The sequence below is a fragment of the Pseudomonas sp. UC 17F4 genome (genome assembly GCF_900101695.1).
In the GTDB taxonomy this organism is placed as follows: Bacteria; Pseudomonadota; Gammaproteobacteria; order Pseudomonadales; family Pseudomonadaceae; genus Aquipseudomonas.
In genome coordinates this window covers 3,936,875-3,955,362 of sequence record NZ_FNKV01000001.1, presented here as the reverse complement: position 1 = coordinate 3,955,362, position 18,488 = coordinate 3,936,875, and the positions used below count along the sequence as shown (strand labels likewise).

12 protein-coding genes are annotated in these 18,488 nt (G+C 66.0%); 4 read left to right on the top strand and 8 right to left on the bottom strand.

Going from position 1 to position 18,488, the window contains the following annotated elements:
• Position 1: 1 nt before the first annotated feature.
• On the top strand, positions 2-1,300 hold the full coding sequence (locus BLR26_RS17945; RefSeq protein WP_045198688.1) for an ATP-binding protein: 1,299 nt from the start codon (positions 2-4) through the stop codon (positions 1,298-1,300).
• Here the strand turns inward: BLR26_RS17945 and BLR26_RS17940 are convergent.
• From BLR26_RS17940 to BLR26_RS17905, 8 genes are all read right to left on the bottom strand, one after another.
• Positions 1,297-1,485 carry an MbtH family protein gene (locus tag BLR26_RS17940; RefSeq protein WP_045198690.1) on the bottom strand — a complete coding sequence of 63 codons (189 nt, stop codon included), beginning with the start codon at positions 1,483-1,485 and terminating at the stop codon, positions 1,297-1,299. The two genes, BLR26_RS17945 and BLR26_RS17940, sit on opposite strands and share 4 nt — an antisense overlap.
• Entirely contained in the window at positions 1,482-5,435 is a 3,954-nt protein-coding gene (locus tag BLR26_RS17935) for a non-ribosomal peptide synthetase (protein ID WP_093383434.1), read from the bottom strand. Before BLR26_RS17935 ends, BLR26_RS17940 begins: the two co-directional genes overlap by 4 nt.
• Before the next feature lie 286 nt (positions 5,436-5,721).
• Positions 5,722-6,810, bottom strand: a complete 1,089-nt coding sequence (locus BLR26_RS17930; protein WP_093383429.1) for a GGDEF domain-containing protein — start codon at positions 6,808-6,810, stop codon at positions 5,722-5,724.
• Positions 6,811-6,840: 30 nt separating this feature from the next.
• On the bottom strand, positions 6,841-7,686 hold the full coding sequence (locus BLR26_RS17925) for a DUF4434 family protein (protein ID WP_093383425.1): 846 nt from the start codon (positions 7,684-7,686) through the stop codon (positions 6,841-6,843).
• Positions 7,686-10,661, bottom strand: a complete 2,976-nt coding sequence (locus BLR26_RS17920) for an NfrA family protein (protein WP_093383420.1) — start codon at positions 10,659-10,661, stop codon at positions 7,686-7,688. The genes BLR26_RS17925 and BLR26_RS17920 overlap by 1 nt, the downstream gene beginning before the upstream one ends.
• A complete protein-coding gene (gene nrfB / locus BLR26_RS17915; protein WP_093383415.1) occupies positions 10,658-12,832 on the bottom strand; it encodes a cyclic di-3',5'-guanylate-activated glycosyltransferase NfrB in 2,175 nt (724 codons plus the stop codon). The genes BLR26_RS17920 and nrfB overlap by 4 nt, the downstream gene beginning before the upstream one ends.
• The gene (gene wecB, locus BLR26_RS17910; protein ID WP_093383410.1) at positions 12,829-13,983 is read right to left on the bottom strand and encodes a non-hydrolyzing UDP-N-acetylglucosamine 2-epimerase; all 1,155 of its coding nucleotides are present in this window, start codon (positions 13,981-13,983) and stop codon (positions 12,829-12,831) included. Before wecB ends, nrfB begins: the two co-directional genes overlap by 4 nt.
• 113 nt (positions 13,984-14,096) lie before the next feature.
• Positions 14,097-14,981 (bottom strand): LysR substrate-binding domain-containing protein, encoded by an 885-nt coding sequence (locus BLR26_RS17905; RefSeq protein WP_176794263.1) that lies wholly within the window; start codon positions 14,979-14,981, stop codon positions 14,097-14,099.
• Positions 14,982-15,079: 98 nt separating this feature from the next.
• Here BLR26_RS17905 and BLR26_RS17900 point away from each other — a divergent pair, with 98 nt between their 5' ends.
• The 3 genes from BLR26_RS17900 (at position 15,080) to yiaY (ending at position 18,470) form a co-directional block, all read left to right on the top strand.
• Positions 15,080-15,508, top strand: coding sequence for a PACE efflux transporter (locus tag BLR26_RS17900; protein ID WP_045198705.1), 429 nt, complete (start codon positions 15,080-15,082; stop codon positions 15,506-15,508).
• A gap of 179 nt (positions 15,509-15,687) precedes the next feature.
• The gene (ilvA, locus tag BLR26_RS17895) at positions 15,688-17,250 is read left to right on the top strand and encodes a threonine ammonia-lyase, biosynthetic (protein WP_093383399.1); all 1,563 of its coding nucleotides are present in this window, start codon (positions 15,688-15,690) and stop codon (positions 17,248-17,250) included.
• A gap of 71 nt (positions 17,251-17,321) precedes the next feature.
• Positions 17,322-18,470, top strand: a complete 1,149-nt coding sequence (gene yiaY / locus BLR26_RS17890; protein ID WP_093383396.1) for an L-threonine dehydrogenase — start codon at positions 17,322-17,324, stop codon at positions 18,468-18,470.
• Positions 18,471-18,488 lie beyond the last annotated feature (18 nt).

Sequence of the window (18,488 nt, the reverse complement as noted above, 5' to 3'; positions counted from 1 at the left end):
CATGCTGAAAATCCTCATCCGCCTGTACCTGATCACCATCGTCGCCTATGCCGGGGCGATTTTTTTGATTCCCGATGCCATCGTCGGCGCCTTTCACCAGCGTTTCATTGCCTACAACCTTGACCAGGCCCGTGGCGTGCAACGCTTGATCGTCAAGCAGTTCGAGCAGGTGCCGAGCACTGAATGGCCGGCCAAGGCCAAGGAACTGGCGGCGGATTTCGCCCCGCTGGAAATCCAACTGCGCCGCCAGGACCAGATTGGCCTCAGCTATGCGGAGCGCGACCGCCTCAAGGCCGGCCTGAACGTGGTGCGCCTGGGCGACTGGGGCTACTACGAGACCGCCCTGGCACCACTGGACGACACCTGGCTGGTGGAACTGAGCAATCCGCCCGATCCTCTGGACATCAGCCTGCTGTCCTGGGTGGTGACCGTGCTGATCGGCGCCGCGTTGCTCGGCTGCCTGCTGTTCTGGGTCTGGCCGCACTGGCGCGACCTTGAACGGCTCAAGGAAACCGCCCGGCGTCTGGGCCAGGGCGAGCTGTCGCAGCGCACGCATATTCCGCCGCGCTCGAACATCGGCGAACTGGCCCAGGTGTTCGACACCATGGCCCAGGACGTCGAACGCCTGCTGACCCAGCAGCGCGAACTGCTCAATGCCGTGTCCCATGAGCTGCGCACGCCGCTGACACGCCTGGATTTTGGCCTGGTGCTGCTGTTTGACGAAGTCCCGCCCAACTGCCGCAAGCGCCTGCTGGAACTGGTCGGCCATGTGCGCGAGCTGGATGAACTGGTGCTCGAGCTGTTGTCCTACAGCCGTCTGCAGAACGCCGACCAGGCCCGCGAGCGGGTCGAGGTGTCGCTGCTGGAGCTGGTCGACAGCATCCTCGGCAGCTTTGCCGAAGAGCTCGATGGCCGTGGCATCGAATGGCAGGTGCGCGCCGACGACAACCTGCCGCGCTTCATCCTCGACCCACGGCTGACCGCCCGTGCCTTGCAGAACCTGGTACGCAACGCCATGCGCTACTGCGACGGGCAGATCCTCCTGCGCCTGAGCCTCGACCCCCAGGGCCATTGCCTGCTGACCGTGGAGGACAACGGCATCGGCATCCCCCACGACCAGCGCGAGCTGATCTTCCAGCCGTTCTACCGCCTGGACCGCAGCCGCGACCGTACCACCGGCGGCTTCGGCCTGGGCCTGGCGATCAGCCGCCGGGCCATCGAAGGCCAGGGCGGCACCCTGACGGTCGGGCAGTCGGCGCTGGGCGGTGCGCAGTTCAAGATCAGGCTGCCGCGCGGCTAGCGGCGCGGGCGCAAGTCGCGCCAGTGCTGCTCGACGTAGTCCAGGCACAGCGCTTTGCGCTGCGGGCCGAACACCGCCTGCCAGCCGGGCGGGCAGGCCAGGTAGGCCGGCCACAGGCTGTGCTGGTGCAAGTGATTGCGCAGCACCTGGAATTGCCCTTGCGGGTTGTCGAATGGGCTGCTCATGGGTTCACCTCCTGGGCACGGCGGGCGGTTTCGCTGGCCTGCAGGGCCCTGGCCAGCAGCGGTGCGATCTGCGCCACGGCGTCGGCACGCAGCATGTTTTCGTGCATGCAGGCAATATCGTGGACCTGCAACCGGCCATCGACGTGGGTGCGCCAGTGCTCGGGGTCTTGCCACAGGGCGTCACGCAGCCCTTCGGTAGCGCGCAGGAACAACACCTCGCCGGCAAACACCTGCGGTTTGAAACGCTCCATCAACGGCACGGTCTGGCGCACTTCATCGCAGAAGGCCTGGACGATCGCGCCTTCCAGGTTGAGCACTTCGGCCAGGTAACGGCGCTGCTCGGCGATCGGTTGCAAGGGCTGGCTGAAGTCTGCCGGGCTGTTGGTCAGGGTGCCGATCAGCAGGGCCAGCAGTTGTTGGTCGCTCAGTTGCGGGACCTGGCTGTGAGGTTGCAGCGGGTAGCCGTCGAGCAGCGCCAGCAGTGCCACTGACTCGCCCTCGCGCTGCAGCAAGGTCGCCACGGCGTGGGCGACATGGCAGCCGAATGACCAGCCGAGCAAATGGTACGGGCCAACCGGCTGGACCTTGCGGATCTGCGCCAGGTAGTCGCTGGCGCAGGCTTCGACGCTCTGCGGGCGTAGCCCCGGGTTGCGCAGGCCGCGAGCCTGCAGGGCATACAGCGGGCGGTCGGGCAGGTAACCACTGAGCGCCGCGTAAGGCCAGCCCAGGCCGCCGCCCGGCGGCAGGCAGAACAGCGGCGCCTGGCTGCCCTCGCTGCGCAGTTCCAGCAGCACCGTGAACGGGTCGCCAGGACGGACCAGGTCCGCGCTGCGCTGGAGCTGCTCGGCAAACTGGTGCAGCACCGGGCGGGTGAACAGATCGGTGGGCATCACTTCTATGCCCAGTTGCTGGCGCAAGCGTGCGGCGACTTGCACTGCCAGGATCGAATGGCCGCCCAGTTCGAAGAAGTGGCTGTTGCGGTCGATACCCTGGCGCTGCAGCAGTTCACTCCAGATCTGCACCAAGGCCTGTTCGAGCGGGCCTTGCGCAGGCTCGGCGGGGCGTTGTGCCTGCAGGTGCTGCGCCGGCACCGGCAGCGCCCGGCGGTCGAGCTTGCCATTGGCGGTGCACGGCAGTTGCGCCAGCACCACAAATACCTTGGGCACCATGTACTCGGGCAGGCGCTCGCCCAGGTAATAGCCAAGCTGGCCCAGGTCCAGCGCCTGTTCACCGGCCAGCACCAGGTAGGCCACCAGTTGTTGCTGGCCGGGGCAGTCTTCGCGCACCTGCACCGTACAGCGGGCAATCTGCGGATGGCTGGCCAGCAGGTGCTCGATCTCGCCGAGCTCGATGCGCAGGCCGCGCAGCTTGACCTGCTGATCAACCCGCCCGAGGTATTCAAGCTGGCCGTCGGCGCGCCACAGTGCCAGGTCGCCGGTACGGTACAGGCGGCTGCCGGGCGGCCCGAACGGGTTGGCGACAAAGCGCTCGGCGGTCAGCCCCGGGCGGCGGTGATAACCCCGGGCCAGGCCGATGCCGCCCAGGTACAGCTCACCAGGGCTGCCGATTGCCTGCTGGTGCAGGCTGCTGTCGAGTACATAGGCCTGCAGGTTGGCGATCGGTTGGCCGATCGGCACGCTGTGGCTACCATCGTCGCGACAAGTCCAGTGACTGACATCGATGGCCGCTTCGGTGGGGCCATAGAGGTTGTGCAGGGCGGTATTGGGTAGCGCCTGCAGCACCTGGTGCTGCAGCTCGGCGGGCAGCGCTTCGCCGCTGCAGATGATGTGCCGCAGGCTTTGGCCCTGGCCGGGTTGGAGCTCGGGCACAAACACCTGCAGCATCGACGGCACGAAGTGCAGGGTGGTGACCTGGTAGCGCTGGATCAGCGCCAGCAACTGTTGCGGGTCGCGGTGGGCCCCGGGCTCGGCGATGGCCAGGCGGGCACCGCTCATCAACGGCCAGAAGAACTCCCAGACCGACACGTCAAAGCCACAAGGGGTCTTCTGCAGCACAGTGTCGGCGCTCGTCAACGGGTAGGCCGCCTGCATCCACATCAACCGGTTGTACAAGGCCTCATGGCTGTTGCTGGCACCCTTGGGCTGGCCGGTGGAGCCGGAGGTGTAGATCAGGTAGGCGAGGTTGCTGCCTTGCACGTGGCTGAGGGGGGGATCGTCGTTGCCGTGCTCATCGTCCAGCAGGTCATCGAGCATCAGTTCAGGGGCAAGATTGGCGCCAAGGCCGCTGTACGCCTGCGCTGTCAGCAACAACTGGACTGCGCTGTCCTCGATCATGAAGCGCAGTCGCTCGCGCGGCAGCTCCAGGTCCAGCGGCACATAAGCGGCGCCGGCCTTGAGGATGGCCAGCAGGCCGATCACCAGTTCCAGCGAGCGCGGCATGGCGATGGCGACCAGGCTGTCGGCGCCGATGCCGTGCTGTTGCAGACGATTGGCCAGGCGATTGGCCTGCTGGTTCAGGCGCCCGTAGCTGAGCTGCTGGTTGGCGAACAGCAGCGCGCAGGCATCGGGTGTGCGCCGGGCCTGCTGTTCGATCAGTTGGCTGACCGGCTGCCACGGCGAGTAGTCCACCGCGGTGCGGTTCCAGGCGTGCAACTGCTGGTGCTGTTCGTCGCTCAGCAGTTCGATGCGGGCAACCATCTGTTGGGGCTGTTCGATCAGCGCGTCGAACACCTTGAGCAGGCGCTGCTGGTGTTCGGCCAGTGCCTGGGCGCTGTACAGCCCGGGGTTGGCGTCGAAATCGAACTGCAGGTCCTGGCCCAGGCCGCGCTCATAGAAGAAGATGCCCAAATCGTCGGTGGTGCCGTTGGACAGGTTGCGTGCGCGGGTAGGGTGGCCGTCGAAGGCAATGGCGTAGTCGAAGGGCTCGATATTGACCAGGGTGGTGAACAGCTGCTGATGAGCCCCGTGCAGGCCCAGGTCGTTGCGCAGGTGCTCGTAGCGGTATGACTGGTGGCGCAGCAACTGGCGCATTTGCCGCGATACCTCCTGGACCAGCTCGGCCAGGCTCATGTCCGGGCGCATGCTCAGGCGCATCGGCATGGCGTTGGCGACCATGCCCGGCACCTGGCGCATGCGTGCGTTGCGCCGGGCGCTGAGCGGCACACCGATGACCATGTCCTGGTTGCCGGTGGCCCGATAGAGGTAGGCGGCGGTGGCGGCGGTGAGGATCTGCGGCAAGGTGCTGCCCAGTTCGCTGGCGCGCTGGCGCAGGGCGTCGACCCTGGCCGCGGGCAGGTGGGCGGTGCGGCGCAGCAGGCCGTCGTGGTTGAGGGTGCGCTGGCGCGCCAGGCTCATCGGCGCCGGCAGGTCGGCGAAGCGCTGCATCCAGTACTCGCGGTCACGCTGAAAGCGCTCCGACTGGCGATACTCGCTGTCTTGTTCGGCCAGTTCGCTGATCGGCAGCAAGGCGCTGGCGGCGGACACCGGCTGGCCTTCGCCGAGGGCCTGGTAGGTGTCGGCCAGGCGCCGCACCAGCAACCCGGCGCCAAAGCCGTCGAGGATGATGTGGTGCGGGCGCTGGTACCAGACAAAATGCGCCGGGCCCAGCTTGAGCAGCGCCGACATCCACAGCGGGTCGCAGCCCAGGTCGACGCGGCGCTGGATGTCGTCATGCATCCAGGCATCGGCACTGGCCCGTGGATCATCCGCCGTGCTGAAGTCGAGAAACGGCAGTTCCCCCCTGAATCGCGGGGCCAGCAGTTGCCGCGGGCCTTCGGCGCTGTCAACGAAGTTCAGCCGCACCGCTTCGGCCTCATCAGCCACTCGGCGCAGGGCGGTCATGAAGCGCTCGACGTCCACCGCGCCAAATATGTCGACGGACTCCGCCAGGTTCATGTTGGTCTGGGGTGGGGCAAGCTGGGCGTTGAACCACATGCACAGTTGGCCTGCGGTCAAGGGGTGGCCGGTTTCGCTGGTGATGTTCGAATCCATTCGAGTGTTCCTCTGTCCGGGTTTGCGCGAAATTGCAGCGTAGAGCGGCGCAAATGATCTGCAAGTGCACGCGGACGGGGGCTTTGAGAGGCAGCGCAAGGGGGCTTGGCGATGACCGGCAGAGCACTACTACAGCCGCTGTGACGGCACGATTGCGGCCTTTACCGGCAGGATGGTCGCGGTTGGCCGCAGGCTTGCACTCGCTGCCAGGCGGCTCGGCAGGGGTGGCGGGAGCATCTCGGCGAAGGCGCGGCGCCATTGGCGGCCGCCGCGAAGGGCTGAAGGCTTACAACCCGAGAGGCTCGCGCCACAGCACGTAGCGGTCCTTGCCACTGCGCTTGGCCTCGTACAACGCCTGGTCGGCCTTGACCAGGGCGTTGCTCAGGGTGTCTTCGGCGAGGATTTGCGCCAGGCCGATACTGATGGTCACCGGATGCTCGGCGACTTCGTCACGGACCCGCCGACACAGGGCGTCGATGCGCCGTTCGGCGTCGGCCTGGTTGAGCCCCCAGACGTAGATCACGAACTCTTCACCGCCCAGCCGTGCGTACTCGAATTCGCTCATCGAGGCCTTGATGTCGGCGGCGATGCGCTTGAGCACCACGTCGCCGATGTCGTGGCCGAACTGGTCGTTGACCTTCTTGAAGTTGTCGATGTCGATCATCGCCAGGTAGCGCGTGGCGGCCGCGTCCTGCTGCAGGTGTTTTTCGGCCTTGGCCATGAACGAACGGCGGTTGGGGATCTCGGTCAGGGCATCGACGTAGGCTTGCTCGAGCAGCAGCTTGGCCATGTAGAAGTTGTACAGCTTGGCCCGGCGCATCTTCAGGTAGCTGTACAGGGTCAGGCCGTTGAGAAACACCGCATAGCAGACGAACATGCTGCCACGCAGCTCGAACAGGTGCATGTCCGGGACCTGGAACGGGTTGAGGTTGACCCAGGTCACCAGCATCGTCGCCAGGAACGACCAGCGCCGCACCGGCAGCACCGACACGCTGTACAGCACACTCGAGGCGCCGAGGACCATCCAGGCCGGGCGCAGCGCTTGCGGCAGGCCGTCGATCACCATTCGAACCGCCAGGGTGATCACGGCGATGAACACCAGGTTGAGCACATCGAAATGCGCCGCCTTGCGGACGAAGCCGAGGATGATGGTGAGCATGCCCATCACCGCGATGAACAGCGCCGACAGCCAGGTCAGGCCCTGATTGCCCTGGTAGCTGACGATCAGGTCGAACAGAATCCAGATCCCCAGGCTCAGCACGAACACCAGCAAGCTGAACGACTTCAGGCTTTCGAAGTCGTGCTGGCGGAATTCTTCGCGCAGTTGCGGCGGTGCGACGTTCCTGCGCACTTGCTGTTCGATGGTCTTGTACATGGCAGCCCTGAATGCTCGAAGAAGACGGTTTCAGTGCCCGGCCAAGGGCAGTACCCCCTGGGTCCAGGGTCGGTAGCGCAACGAGAACACTGCCCGCGGATGACAGTCGCTGCGCAGCTGCGGTGGCGCTGCCACGGCAGTGAAGGGCTGGCCGGCGGCGCTGGTCTGGCGAAAGGCTTCGTTGACGATGCCGATGCTGCAGGGCAGGGCATCCTCGTAGTGCTGGCGCACCAGCGGCGCCAGGCGCCCGGTGCCGGCGCCGTCCTGCCACCAGACCAGCAGCTTGAGGCTGGCCAGCTGCTCGAGCCAGCGAGCATTGACTTGCGGGCTCAGGCGCGCGGCGCTGAAAGCGCTGATGTGCAGCGGCGCATCCAGGCGGCGATTGAAGGCCTGTAGCTGGGTGTACAGCGCCTGGCGGCGGTCGGCACTGTGAAAGTGCAGGTCGTCCAGCTCCATCGGCAGGTACCAGCCGGCCACCGGCAACTGCCAGTCCTGGCGGATCTTGCGCTGCTGGGCCAGGGAATTGCCCAGTTGCGCGCGCCAATAGGCGGCCAGGCCGGCGCCATCGAGTTCGTCGATGCGCTGGTAATAGGCGGCGTCCATGTACAGCCCCAGCACCAGCTGCAGACCTTGTTCGTGGGCCAGGCGCAGGCTGTTGGCCAGCCAGCCCCGGGCACCGCCGAAGTCGCTGTCGCCATAGGCGCTCCACTGCACGATCAGGGTTTTGCCGCCCTGGGCCGCAGTGGCTTGCCACAGCGCGCGCCACTGCGCCTCGCTCAACTGCGCGTCGCGGTTCAGCGGTTGGTAGAACAGGCGCTCGTCGGCAGTTGCCTGCAGGCTCAGGACGAACAGCATCACAGCGATCAAGCGGCGCATCAAAAGGTCAACTCCGCACCCAGCAACACGCCGTTGGCGTGTTCATAAAGATTGCCGCCCAGCGACTGCTGGTATTCGGCGCGTACTTTCAGCGAACCGCGATAGGCGTTGTAGCGGTCGTCGTCGAACCACCATTGCCAGCGCAGGCCCAGGCCGGTGCGCAGGTCCTGGCGCCAGTCGTTGCTCGGGTCCTGGCTTGAGAACTCGAGAAAACCATACGGCATCAGGGTTTGTGGCGAGGCACTGGGCAGCTTCCAGGTGTGCCCGCGCTGGTAGCGCGACAGCCATTGATGGTCGCCGGCGCGGGTCCACCAGGCGGCATCGAGGTAGAGGAAACGCTCGTCCCACTCGTCCTCGTCGACCCGCCAGTCGTTGCGCCATTTGCCCTGGTCGAGGTACGAGGCGGTGGCGCGCAGCAGCAGGTCGTTGCTCGACTCGGCATGGCCGCGCAGGTCGCCATAGTTGTCGCCGACCTTGCTCGGGCTGAGCAACTGGCCAAGGCTCAGGCCGCCGTAACGGGCATCGTCGATCTGGCGCTGGTGGTACAGCTCGGTGTACAGGTTCAGGTTGCTGGTGCCCAACGGCTTGTAGCGCAGGCCGACGCCGGTGCCCATGCTCTGCGCATAGTCGTTGCGCCCGCTGCCGCCGAACAGCACCCGGCCGTAGACCGAGAAGGTGCTGCCGTTGCGGCTCGGCTCTTCACCGAGGGCGTGGTCCCACATCGCCAGTTGCACGTTTTGCGAAGTGGCGCGGCGGTCCTGGCGGTCATCGCGAAAGTTGTCGTTGGTCGAGACGCCGGCCGGCGACCAGGTGCTGGCCAGGGTGAAGCTGTCGCGCCGCGACAGCGCCTCGTGGGCGCGGCGCTGACGGTACTTGCGGGCGTCCAGGCTGCCGAACTGGTCGTCGCCATCGACCAGGTCGTGTTCGACGTCCAGCACCCGGCGCAGCTCTTTACGGGCCGCCGCGCTGTTCTCGACTTCGTCGTAGCGCCAGGCCAGGGTTTCGCCGATCCGGTAATCCTCGGGGAAGGCCTGAGCGGCGCGCTCAAGGTAGGGGATCGAGCGGGCGCGGGTTACTTGTTGTTCCGAGCCCGCCAGGCGCATGCCGTAGTCGGCGCTGTAGCGCGGCTGCTCTGGCGCCAGGCGCACGGCCTCGGCAAGCCAGGCGGTGCTCTGCGCCAGGTCGCCATTCTGCGCGGCGGTCACCGCAGCGCCATAGTAATGGTCGGGGCGCGGTTGCTGCGCGAGGGCCTGGCGCTGGTAGTCCATGGCGTCGTGGACCTGGTAGTCGCGCTGGGCGATGGCCGCGCCCAGCGCCCAGTCATCGGCCGTTACCGGCGTTGCCTGTTTCCAATAGGTGTATGCCAGGTGAGGATTGTCGGCGTTCAGCGCACTGCGCGCGGCGGTAAGCCGGGCGTTGGCGGTCCACTCGCTGTCGGCCAGGGCTTTCCACAGCGGTTGCGCGGCGTAGGAATCGCCGGCGGCTTCCAGGGCGTAGGCCAGCGGCAGGCGGCTGCCGGTATCGCCCAGGTCTGCGGCGGCCTGGTAATAGACCACCGCTTCGCCAGGGCGCTCGGGCATGGCGCAGCGGCCCAGGGCACGCAACTGGCCGACTTCGCTGGGTGTGGCGGGGATCGCCTGGCGGACCGTGTCGCACTGCCCGCGCTCGGCCAGGCGGGCGAGCAGCAGGGCGCGGTTGGCGGCATCGACCCGCGGGATCAAGCCGGCCATTCGCCGGCTGTCGAGCGGCGCATCGTCGGCACTGTAAAGCCCGGCCAGGCGCTGCAGCAAGGGTTGTGGCAAGCGGCCCTGGCGGCGGTCGTAGGCCTGTTCGAGCAGTTGGCGCACATGCTCCTTGCGGCCCTCCTTGAGCTGCAGGAAGCTCGCTTGTTCGAGGGCCTGCAGGTCGCCGCTCTGGCGGTACAGGCGCTCCCACATCTGTGCGGAACGCGCCTCGCCACCCGGGCCCTGCAGGCGCTGGTTGAGTACCAGCCAGGCTTTGGGGTTGTCATCGGCGCGGCAGCCTTTGAGCTGCTCGCGGGCGGCCTGCGGATCGTGGCGCGACAGCCATTCGGTGGTTTCCAGGCATGGCCGGTTCAGCTCGTTGCTGAGCCGCCGTACCAGCGCGGCATCATCGCCCTGGCGCGCCAGTTCCCACAGCTGCCGACGATTGGCCGGGTCGTGCAGGTCTTGCTCGGGCAGCGACTGCAGCCAGCGCTGGGCCAGCTCGGTGTGGCCCATGGCAATTGCCCGGTTGGCCATGGCCAGGCGGGTCTGGCGGGCGATCTCGGGGGTGGGCGCCTGCTTGAGCAGTTGTTGCAGTGGCGCCTCGTCCAGGCGCTGTACGTAGGCGTTGGCCAGGCGTTGCCAGTCTTGCGCCGGCAGCTCGCCGCGCTCGGCCAGCGGCGCCAGGGCGGCGATGGTCTGGCTCCAGTTGCGCAGTTGCTCGGCCCAGTTGGCCCGGGCCAGGCGCAGGATGTTGTCGTCGCCATGGGCCGGCAGGTGGTTGAGCCACTCCAGGGCCTTGGCCGCGCCACCGAACTTGGCCAGGCTCAGGCTGTAGGCCTGCCACAGGCGGATACGCTGGTTGAGGCTGCTCGTGGCGATCCAGCCCTCGACCCGGCTTGCGGCGGGTGGGTCCTGCTCGATCCAGGTCAGGCGCAGCTCCAGCAGGGCGTCGGCGTCGCTGCTGCTGGCGGCTTCGGCCAGTTGCTCGGCTTCGCGGTAGCGGCGCTGATGGGCCAGGGCCTGGATCAGCAAGGCGCGGGCTTCGCTGTTGTTGGGTACCCGCTCGAGCAGGTGGCGGGTCAGGCGTTCGACTTCTTTCCAGTTGTCGGCCTTGGCCTCGCGGTAGCTGCGTTCAAGGAAGGGGTAGCTGCGAAAGCGTTCGAAGTCGCTAAGCGGCGCGGCCAGGCCGTGCACGGTGTAGAACGACAACAACAAACTGGCCAGCGTCAGCGGCGGGCGCACACTCATGCCACCTCCCGGGTCAGGTCATAAGCGGCTTGCTGTTCTTCGAGCTGCTCGGCGAGGGCGTCTTGCAGTACCGCTTCGCTGATGATGCCGCGGGCAATCAGGTGCTCGCCCAGGGACATGTGCTCCGGGTTGAAATCGATCAAGGCCTGGTTGAACAACGTGGGGGGGACCATGCCGCGCACCTGCAACAGGGTGCCGAGCATGATTTGGTGGTGACTGACCCGCTCAAGCAACGCGGCATCGTCCTGATGCTTTTCGAGAACCGCGAGCATGTGCCGGGTCTCCTCCTTCTGCCAGGGGCTGGGGTAGTGGTAACGCAGGCCGAGGGTGACCCGGCCCTGGGGCGCCAGGCGATATTGCACCGGGCGCTTGAGTTGACGGCTGATGACCCCGAGGGACACCTGGCTGACCGGGCCTTCGCTGGCCAGGATCAATGTATCGCCGTCTTGCGCTACCGGCAGCACCCCGTAGTGCACTGCCAGGCGGCGGGGCAGCAGGGTAATCAATTTGCGCTCAAGTTTGAATGGATTTAATGGCGCCCAGGGTAAATCCAGTTGTTCGGCCAGGGTTTGCACCAGTTGCTCGCTGGTCAACAGCCCGCGCAGCAGCAGTTCGCGGCCCAGGCGCCGGCGCACGGGACTGGTGATCAGCACTTGCAATTGCGCCTCGCTGATCAGCCCCTTGGCCACCAGGCGCTGACCCAGAGGCGTGCGTGCCGGCGCGCCGAGGGCCGGGAACTCGTGGGTGGTCTTGTCCCACGCCACCCGGCGCGAGTCGCCCATTTCCATGACCTGGCGCAGCGCCCGCAGGTTGGCGAAGAAGTTGACGAAGTTGCTCCACATCATCCGCGGCGCCGACAGCAGCCCCTCGAAGATGCCGTAGTAACGGGTGACGAAAAATCCGCGCTGGAACAGGCGGTTGATCAACAACAGGCCGTTGAGCCAGAGCAGGGTCATCAGCAGCGGGCTGTCGCTGAGAATTGACTGGAAGCGCCAGGCGTTGGGCGCCAGCATCGTCACCAGCCACATGGCGATCAGCACCAGGAACAGCAGGTTGACCAGAAAGCTCAGCAGGTAGGCGAACAAGCCGCGGCGGTCGCGCCAGAGAAAATAGTTGAGCGCGCCGGTGCGGCTCCAGCCCAGGTTGCTGGTGCCCTGGAAGACAATGCCGACAATCCACCGCGACTTTTGCCGGATCGCATGCTGCCAGTCGCGCGGGAAGTGCTCGCGCACGCAGATGACCTGGGCGAACTCTCGGCTCATGCCCCAGCGCCAGTCGCGCTTGAGGGCCAGTTGCGGGTCGCTCATCGAGTAGCGGGCGAAGATACACTTCATGCCCTTTTGCTTGAGGCGAAAACCGATGTCGTAGTCTTCGGTCAGGCTCTGCACGTCGAAGGCAATGCCGTCGCCGTCTTCGAGCAGGGCGCTGATCGCCTTGCGGCTGAAGCAGGTGCCGACCCCGGCGCTGGGCACCTGGCCGGTCAACGCTTCGCGCACGATCACGTCCTTGCCGTGGTTTTCGGCGAACTCGTCGACGTAGTGCCCGGCAGTAAAACCGCGCCACTCGGGGGCGAAGGGGTAGACCGGGATCTGGATCATGTCCTTGTTCGGCAGCAGGTAGTTGTACAGCCGCAGCTCCATGGGCGAGATGACGTCTTCGGCGTCGTGCAGGATGAAGCCGGCGAACTCGATGCGCGCGTCCTGCTCAAAACGCAGGATCGCATCGATGATGTTGTTCAGGCAGTCGGCCTTGCTGGTCGGCCCGGGCCGCGCGCACACCACCTTGTGCACGTTGGGGTAGTGCAGGCACACGGCGTCGACGTCGGCCTGGGTCTGCGGGTCGTTGGGGTAGGTGCCGACGAAGATCTGGTAGTTTTCGTAGTCGATGGTCGAGGCCGCCAGGCGCGCCATCTCGCCGACCACACCGACCTCGTTCCAGGCCGGGACCATGATTGCCAGGGGTTTTTCCGGCACTTCGAAAAGGCGTTTTTCGTCGGCCTTCTCGTACTTGTCGTAGATGCGAAAGCGGCGAATCAGCTTGCGGCCCCAATAGACGATGTCGATGAACAGGTCATCCAGGCCGAGCAGGAACATCAAACTGGCAAGGACGATGGCCAGCAGCTTGAGGCCGAACAATACATAGGTGAAGAAATCGACCCAGGCCAGGCTCATGCCTCGTCTCGCTCAGCGGCGTTTTCCTCGAGCCAGCGGCTCAGGCGTTCGGCGATGCGTTCGCTGGCATGGCCGTCGCCGTAAGGGCTGAACACCCGGCTCATGCGTTGGTAGGCCTCGCTGTCATCGAGCAGGCGGCTGGTTTCCTTGACGATGCGTTCGGTCTGGGTGCCCACCAGCATCACCGTGCCGCCTTCGAGCACTGACGGCCGCTCGGTGACCTTGCGCAGCACCAGCAGGGGCTTGCCGAGTGCCGGCGCTTCTTCCTGGACGCCGCCCGAATCGGTGAGGATCAGGTAGGCACGGTCCATCAGCCAGACGAAATGCTGATAGTCCTGGGGCGCCACCAGGAGGATGTTCGGCTGATGCGAGAGCAGCGCGTACACGGCTTTTTGCACCTGCGGGTTGAGGTGCACCGGGTAGACGAACTGCACGTGCGGGTAACGCAAGGCAAGTTCGGCCAGGGCCAGGCAGATGCGTTCGAAACCCTGGCCGAAGTTTTCCCGGCGATGGCCGGTAATCAGTACCAGGCGCTGGTCGTCGCGCAGTTGCGCCAGCGGCGACTCGGGCGCAGGTTTCCACTGGCTCTTGTTCAGGTGCTCGCGCATCCACAGCAGCGCGTCAATCACGGTGTTGCCGGTGACTTCGATGTGCTCGAGCACCACGCCTTCGCGCAGCAGGTTGTCGCGGGCCTTGGTGGTGGGCGGGAAATGCAGGTCGGCGATCACCCCGGTCAGGCGCCGGTTGGCTTCCTCGGGCCACGGCGCCTTGAGGTTGCCGGTGCGCAGCCCTGCCTCGACGTGGCCGATGGGGATCTGCCGGTTGAACGCCGCCAGCGCGGCGATGAAACTGGTGGTGGTGTCGCCGTGCACCAGGACGATGTCGGGCTGGATGCGTGCGTAGGTGTCGTCGAGCTGTTTGAGCAATTGCTGGGACAGGCCGTTGAGGGTCTGGTTCTGGGTCATCACCTTGAGGTCTTCATCGACGCTCAGGCCAAAATCGTGCAGCACTTGCTGGAGCATTTCCCGGTGCTGGCCGGTGGAGCAGATGTTCAGCTCGATATCCGGCCACTGGCGCAACACCTGGGCCAGCGGGGCCATTTTGATCGCTTCCGGGCGTGTGCCAAACACCATCATGACTGTGTACGCCATTATCCCGCTCCTCGTCCGTCCTTTTCTGAGAAGTTGTACGTTCTGCCGCTCTTGTAAGGTTTAGATACAAGCAGTAGAAGGCGGGGTTGTCCAATGGGCGGGTCAGCGATTGCTCAAGGCCCCAGGGAGAGTGCCAGCCAGTCGAGAAACGCCCGCAGCGCAGGTTCGCGCTCGCGCCCCGGCAACCACACGGCGCTGTACTGCGCGGCCGGCAAGCGCACCTCAGGGTGCCACGGCTGCAGCACACCCTGGCGCACACTGTCGGCCACCAGCACGTTGCTGGCCAGCACCAGCCCATAGCCGGCAGCGGCCGCCTGCAGGGCATGGTGCTCATCGTCATAGTGATGAAAACGCGCCCGTTGCAGCCAGTCTTCACACCCGGCCAGGGCGCACCAGCGGGCCCAGTCGATGACCACGCCACTGACCGAAGCCCACGGCACTTCAAGCATCGACAGCGGCAGATTGGCAGGCGGCGGCTGCCAACCGGGCGGGGTGTATACCGCGAAATGCTCGGCCAGCAATGGCAACCGCTGCAACGCCGGATCAGGATTGAATTCGGCACGCAAGGCCAGGTCGAAACGGTGCTCGCGCTGCAGGTCGACCACCTCGTTGCCGGTCAGCACCCGCACCTGGATGTCGGCATGGCGGCGATGGAAATCGCCCAGCCGCGGGATCAGCCATGCACTGGCGAAGGCCGCGGTGGTGGTCAGGGTCAGTTGCTGGCGATCACAGGGCGGTTGCAGGTCGTCAAGACTTTGCTGCAGGTTGGCCAGGCCCTGGTGCACCTGCAGGTACAGGCGCTCGCCGGCGTCGCTGAGCCTGACACCCTGGCGGCTGCGCTCGAACAGCAGCAGGCCCAGCTGCGATTCCAGGCGTTTGATCTGGTGCGAAACCGCCGCAGGCGTGACTGCCAGTTCGTCGCTGGCAGCCTTGAAGCCGCCCAGGCGGGCCGCCGATTCGAAGGTGCGCAGGGCAGTCAGGGGCAGTTTGCCGAACACGGTGCTCAAGCCAATTGAGGGAGGCTCAATTTAGCTCAATTGAAGCATCGCCTCAACGCCGCTAGGGTGGGGCTTCATTGACGTTCAGGGAGGCAGATATGCAAGGCAAGTCGCGCAAGGTCGTCCAGGCCATTCTCTACGAAACCATCGCCGTGCTGTGCGTGGCGCCGGCGCTGTCCTGGGCCTTCGATGCCGGCATGGCCCACTCCACGGTGCTGTCGCTGATTCTGTCGGCGGTGGCCCTGGCCTGGAACATGTTCTACAACTGGGCGTTCGAGCATTGGGAAGCCCGCCAGGCCCAGCGCCAGCGCACCCTGTGGCGGCGGTTTCTCCACGCCCTGGGCTTTGAAGGCGGGCTGGTGCTGATCCTCTTGCCGGTGGTCGCCGGCTGGCTGCAGATCAGCCTGTGGCAGGCGCTGCTGACCAACCTTGCGCTGTTCGCATTCTTCTTTGTCTATGCCTTCGTGTTCCAGTGGGCCTTCGACCGGGTGTTCGATGTGCCCGATTCTGCCCGCGAGCCTGCTTGACTTTGCCTGGGCGGCTGCGCTAGTTTCGCTGGCATGAACACATTCCTGCAGTCGCCTCAGTGCAGCATTATTACCGCCATTATCGTTTTGGCGGGCTAGCTGGCACTTGCACCGAACCCGCCCTGGAGGCGGGTTCTTTCTCTCTCTCCTGGGCACTTTAAAAAAACCAGGAGTCACCGATGACCAGCCTTGCCGTTAGCCCCCGCACACCTGCCGCGCCGCTGAACCTGCTGTCTGACTACGTGCGGCGCATTCTTGCGGCGCCGGTGTACGACCTGGCGATCGAAACGCCCCTGCAAGCGGCGCCGGCGCTGTCGCGCAGCCTTGGCAACCAGGTGTTGCTCAAGCGCGAAGACCTGCAGCCGACCTTTTCCTTCAAGATCCGCGGCGCCTACACCCGTCTCAGCCGCCTGAGCCCGGCCCAGCGCCAGCGCGGGGTGATCACCGCGTCCGCCGGCAACCACGCCCAGGGCGTGGCCTTGGCCGCCCGCGAACTGGGCATGCGCGCCACTATCGTGATGCCGACCACCACCCCGGAACTCAAGGTCGAAGGCGTGCGTTCGCGCGGCGGCCAGGTGGTGCTGCACGGCGAAAGCTTCCCCCACGCCCTGGCCCATGCGCTGAAATTGGCCGATAGCGAAGGCGCGACCTTCGTGCCGCCGTTCGACGACCCCGACGTGATCGCCGGTCAAGGCACGGTGGCCATGGAGATCCTCCGTCAGCAACCCGGCGCGCTGGATGCGATCTTCGTTCCGGTCGGTGGCGGCGGCCTGATCGCCGGCATCGCCGCCTACGTCAAGTACCTGCGCCCCGAGGTCAAGGTGATCGGCGTCGAGCCGCAGGACTCGAACTGCCTGCAAGCGGCCATGGCCGCCGGCGAGCGGGTGGTGCTGGCCCAGGTCGGCAGCTTTGCCGAAGGCGTGGCGGTGGCGCAGATCGGCGCCCATTGCTTCGAGTTGTGCCGCCACTATGTCGATGAGGTCATCACCGTCAGCAGCGACGAGCTGTGCGCGGCGATCAAGGACATCTACGACGACACCCGCTCGATCACCGAACCTTCCGGCGCCCTGGCTGTGGCCGGGATCAAGAAGTACGTGGCCCGCGAAGGCGCCCAGGGTCAGACCCTGGTGGCGATCGACTCCGGTGCCAACGTCAATTTCGACCGCCTGCGCCATGTTGCCGAGCGCGCCGAACTGGGCGAGCAGCGCGAAGCGATCATCGCCGTGACCATCCCCGAGCAGCCGGGCAGTTTCCGCGCCTTTTGCCAGGCCCTGGGCAAGCGCCAGATCACCGAGTTCAACTACCGCTACTACCCCGGCAAGGAGGCGCGACTGTTCGTTGGCGTGCAGACCCATCCGCAGACCGACCCGCGCGACCAGTTGCTGGCCAGCCTGCGCGATCAGGGTTACAGCGTGCTCGACCTGACCGACAACGAACTGGCCAAGGCCCACGTGCGCCACACCGTGGGCGGGCATGCCGGGCCTGGGGCGGACGAGCGCGTGCTGCGCTTTGAATTCCCCGAGCGTCCGGGGGCCTTGCTGGGCTTTCTCGAGCGCCTGGGCAAGCGCTGGAACATCAGCCTGTTCCACTACCGCAACCACGGCGCCGCCGAAGCGCGGGTGTTTGCCGCCCTGGAAGTGCCCCAGGATGAACAGCCCGGCCTGCCCGCAGCGCTGGACGCCATGGGCTACCGCTACTGGGACGAAAGCGACAACCCGGCCTACCGGCTGTTCCTCGGCTGACTCAGATCAACACGGGGCAGGGCAGACAGGCGGATCCTCATGGCAAAGGAACATTGCATGAGGATTTCGCCATGAGCAGCACGTTTTTCATCCCCGCCGTCAACATCATGGGCATCGATTGCCTCGAAGAGGCGATGGCTGCCATTGCCGGATACGGCCTGCGCAAGGCCCTGATCGTCACCGACGCGGGCCTGGCCAAGGCCGGGATCGCCGAGCGCATTGCCGAAATGCTGGCGATGCGCGACATCGACTCGGCGATCTTCGATGGCGCCAAGCCCAACCCGAGCATTGCCAACGTCGAGCAGGGCCTGGCGCTGTTGCAGCGCGAGCGTTGCGACTGCGTGATTTCCCTGGGCGGCGGCTCGCCCCATGACTGCGCCAAGGGCATTGCCCTGTGCGCCACCAACGGCGGGCATATCCGTGATTACGAAGGGGTGGACCAGTCGGCCAAGCCGCAACTGCCGCTGATTGCCATCAACACCACCGCCGGCACCGCCAGTGAGATGACCCGCTTCTGCATCATCACCGACGAAGCGCGCCACGTGAAAATGGCCATTGTCGACCGCAACGTCACGCCGCTGCTGTCGGTCAACGACCCGGCGCTGATGGTCGGCATGCCCAAGGGCTTGACCGCGGCCACCGGCATGGATGCCCTGACCCACGCCATCGAGGCCTACGTTTCCACTGCCGCCACGCCGATCACCGACGCCTGCGCGATCAAGGCCATCGAGCTGATCAGCGACAACCTGCGCCAGGCCGTGGCCGACGGCAGCGACCTCAAGGCCCGGGAAAACATGGCCTACGCCCAGTTCCTCGCTGGCATGGCGTTCAACAATGCCTCGCTGGGTTATGTGCATGCCATGGCCCACCAGCTCGGCGGTTTTTATGACTTGCCCCATGGCGTGTGCAACGCGGTGCTGCTGCCCCATGTGCAGCGCTTCAACGCCAGCGTCAGCGCCGCGCGCCTGCGCGATGTGGCCAAGGCCATGGGCGTGGATGTCAGCGCCATGAGTGCCGAGCAGGGCAGCGATGCCGCCCTGGCGGCGATCGAGCAGCTGTCGCGGGCCATTGATATTGCGCCGGGGCTGGCGGTGCTGGGGGCCAAGGAGGCCGATATTCCGACCCTGGCGGCCAATGCCCTGAAGGATGCCTGCGGTCTGACCAACCCGCGGGTGGCCAGCCAGGCAGAGATCGAGGCGATCTTTAAAGCAGCCTTTTAACAGCCTCGCGGGGCAAGC

Excerpts from the sequence above, each read along its gene's own strand:
- BLR26_RS17945 (WP_045198688.1), top strand. The coding sequence starts at position 2 with ATGCTGAAAATCCTCATCCGCCTGTACCTGATCACCATCGTCGCCTAT.
- BLR26_RS17940 (WP_045198690.1), bottom strand. The coding sequence starts at position 1,485 with ATGAGCAGCCCATTCGACAACCCGCAAGGGCAATTCCAGGTGCTGCGC.
- BLR26_RS17935 (WP_093383434.1), bottom strand. The coding sequence starts at position 5,435 with ATGGATTCGAACATCACCAGCGAAACCGGCCACCCCTTGACCGCAGGC.
- BLR26_RS17930 (WP_093383429.1), bottom strand. The coding sequence starts at position 6,810 with ATGTACAAGACCATCGAACAGCAAGTGCGCAGGAACGTCGCACCGCCG.
- BLR26_RS17925 (WP_093383425.1), bottom strand. The coding sequence starts at position 7,686 with ATGCGCCGCTTGATCGCTGTGATGCTGTTCGTCCTGAGCCTGCAGGCA.
- BLR26_RS17920 (WP_093383420.1), bottom strand. The coding sequence starts at position 10,661 with ATGAGTGTGCGCCCGCCGCTGACGCTGGCCAGTTTGTTGTTGTCGTTC.
- nrfB (WP_093383415.1), bottom strand. The coding sequence starts at position 12,832 with ATGAGCCTGGCCTGGGTCGATTTCTTCACCTATGTATTGTTCGGCCTC.
- wecB (WP_093383410.1), bottom strand. The coding sequence starts at position 13,983 with ATGGCGTACACAGTCATGATGGTGTTTGGCACACGCCCGGAAGCGATC.
- BLR26_RS17900 (WP_045198705.1), top strand. The coding sequence starts at position 15,080 with ATGCAAGGCAAGTCGCGCAAGGTCGTCCAGGCCATTCTCTACGAAACC.
- ilvA (WP_093383399.1), top strand. The coding sequence starts at position 15,688 with ATGACCAGCCTTGCCGTTAGCCCCCGCACACCTGCCGCGCCGCTGAAC.
- yiaY (WP_093383396.1), top strand. The coding sequence starts at position 17,322 with ATGAGCAGCACGTTTTTCATCCCCGCCGTCAACATCATGGGCATCGAT.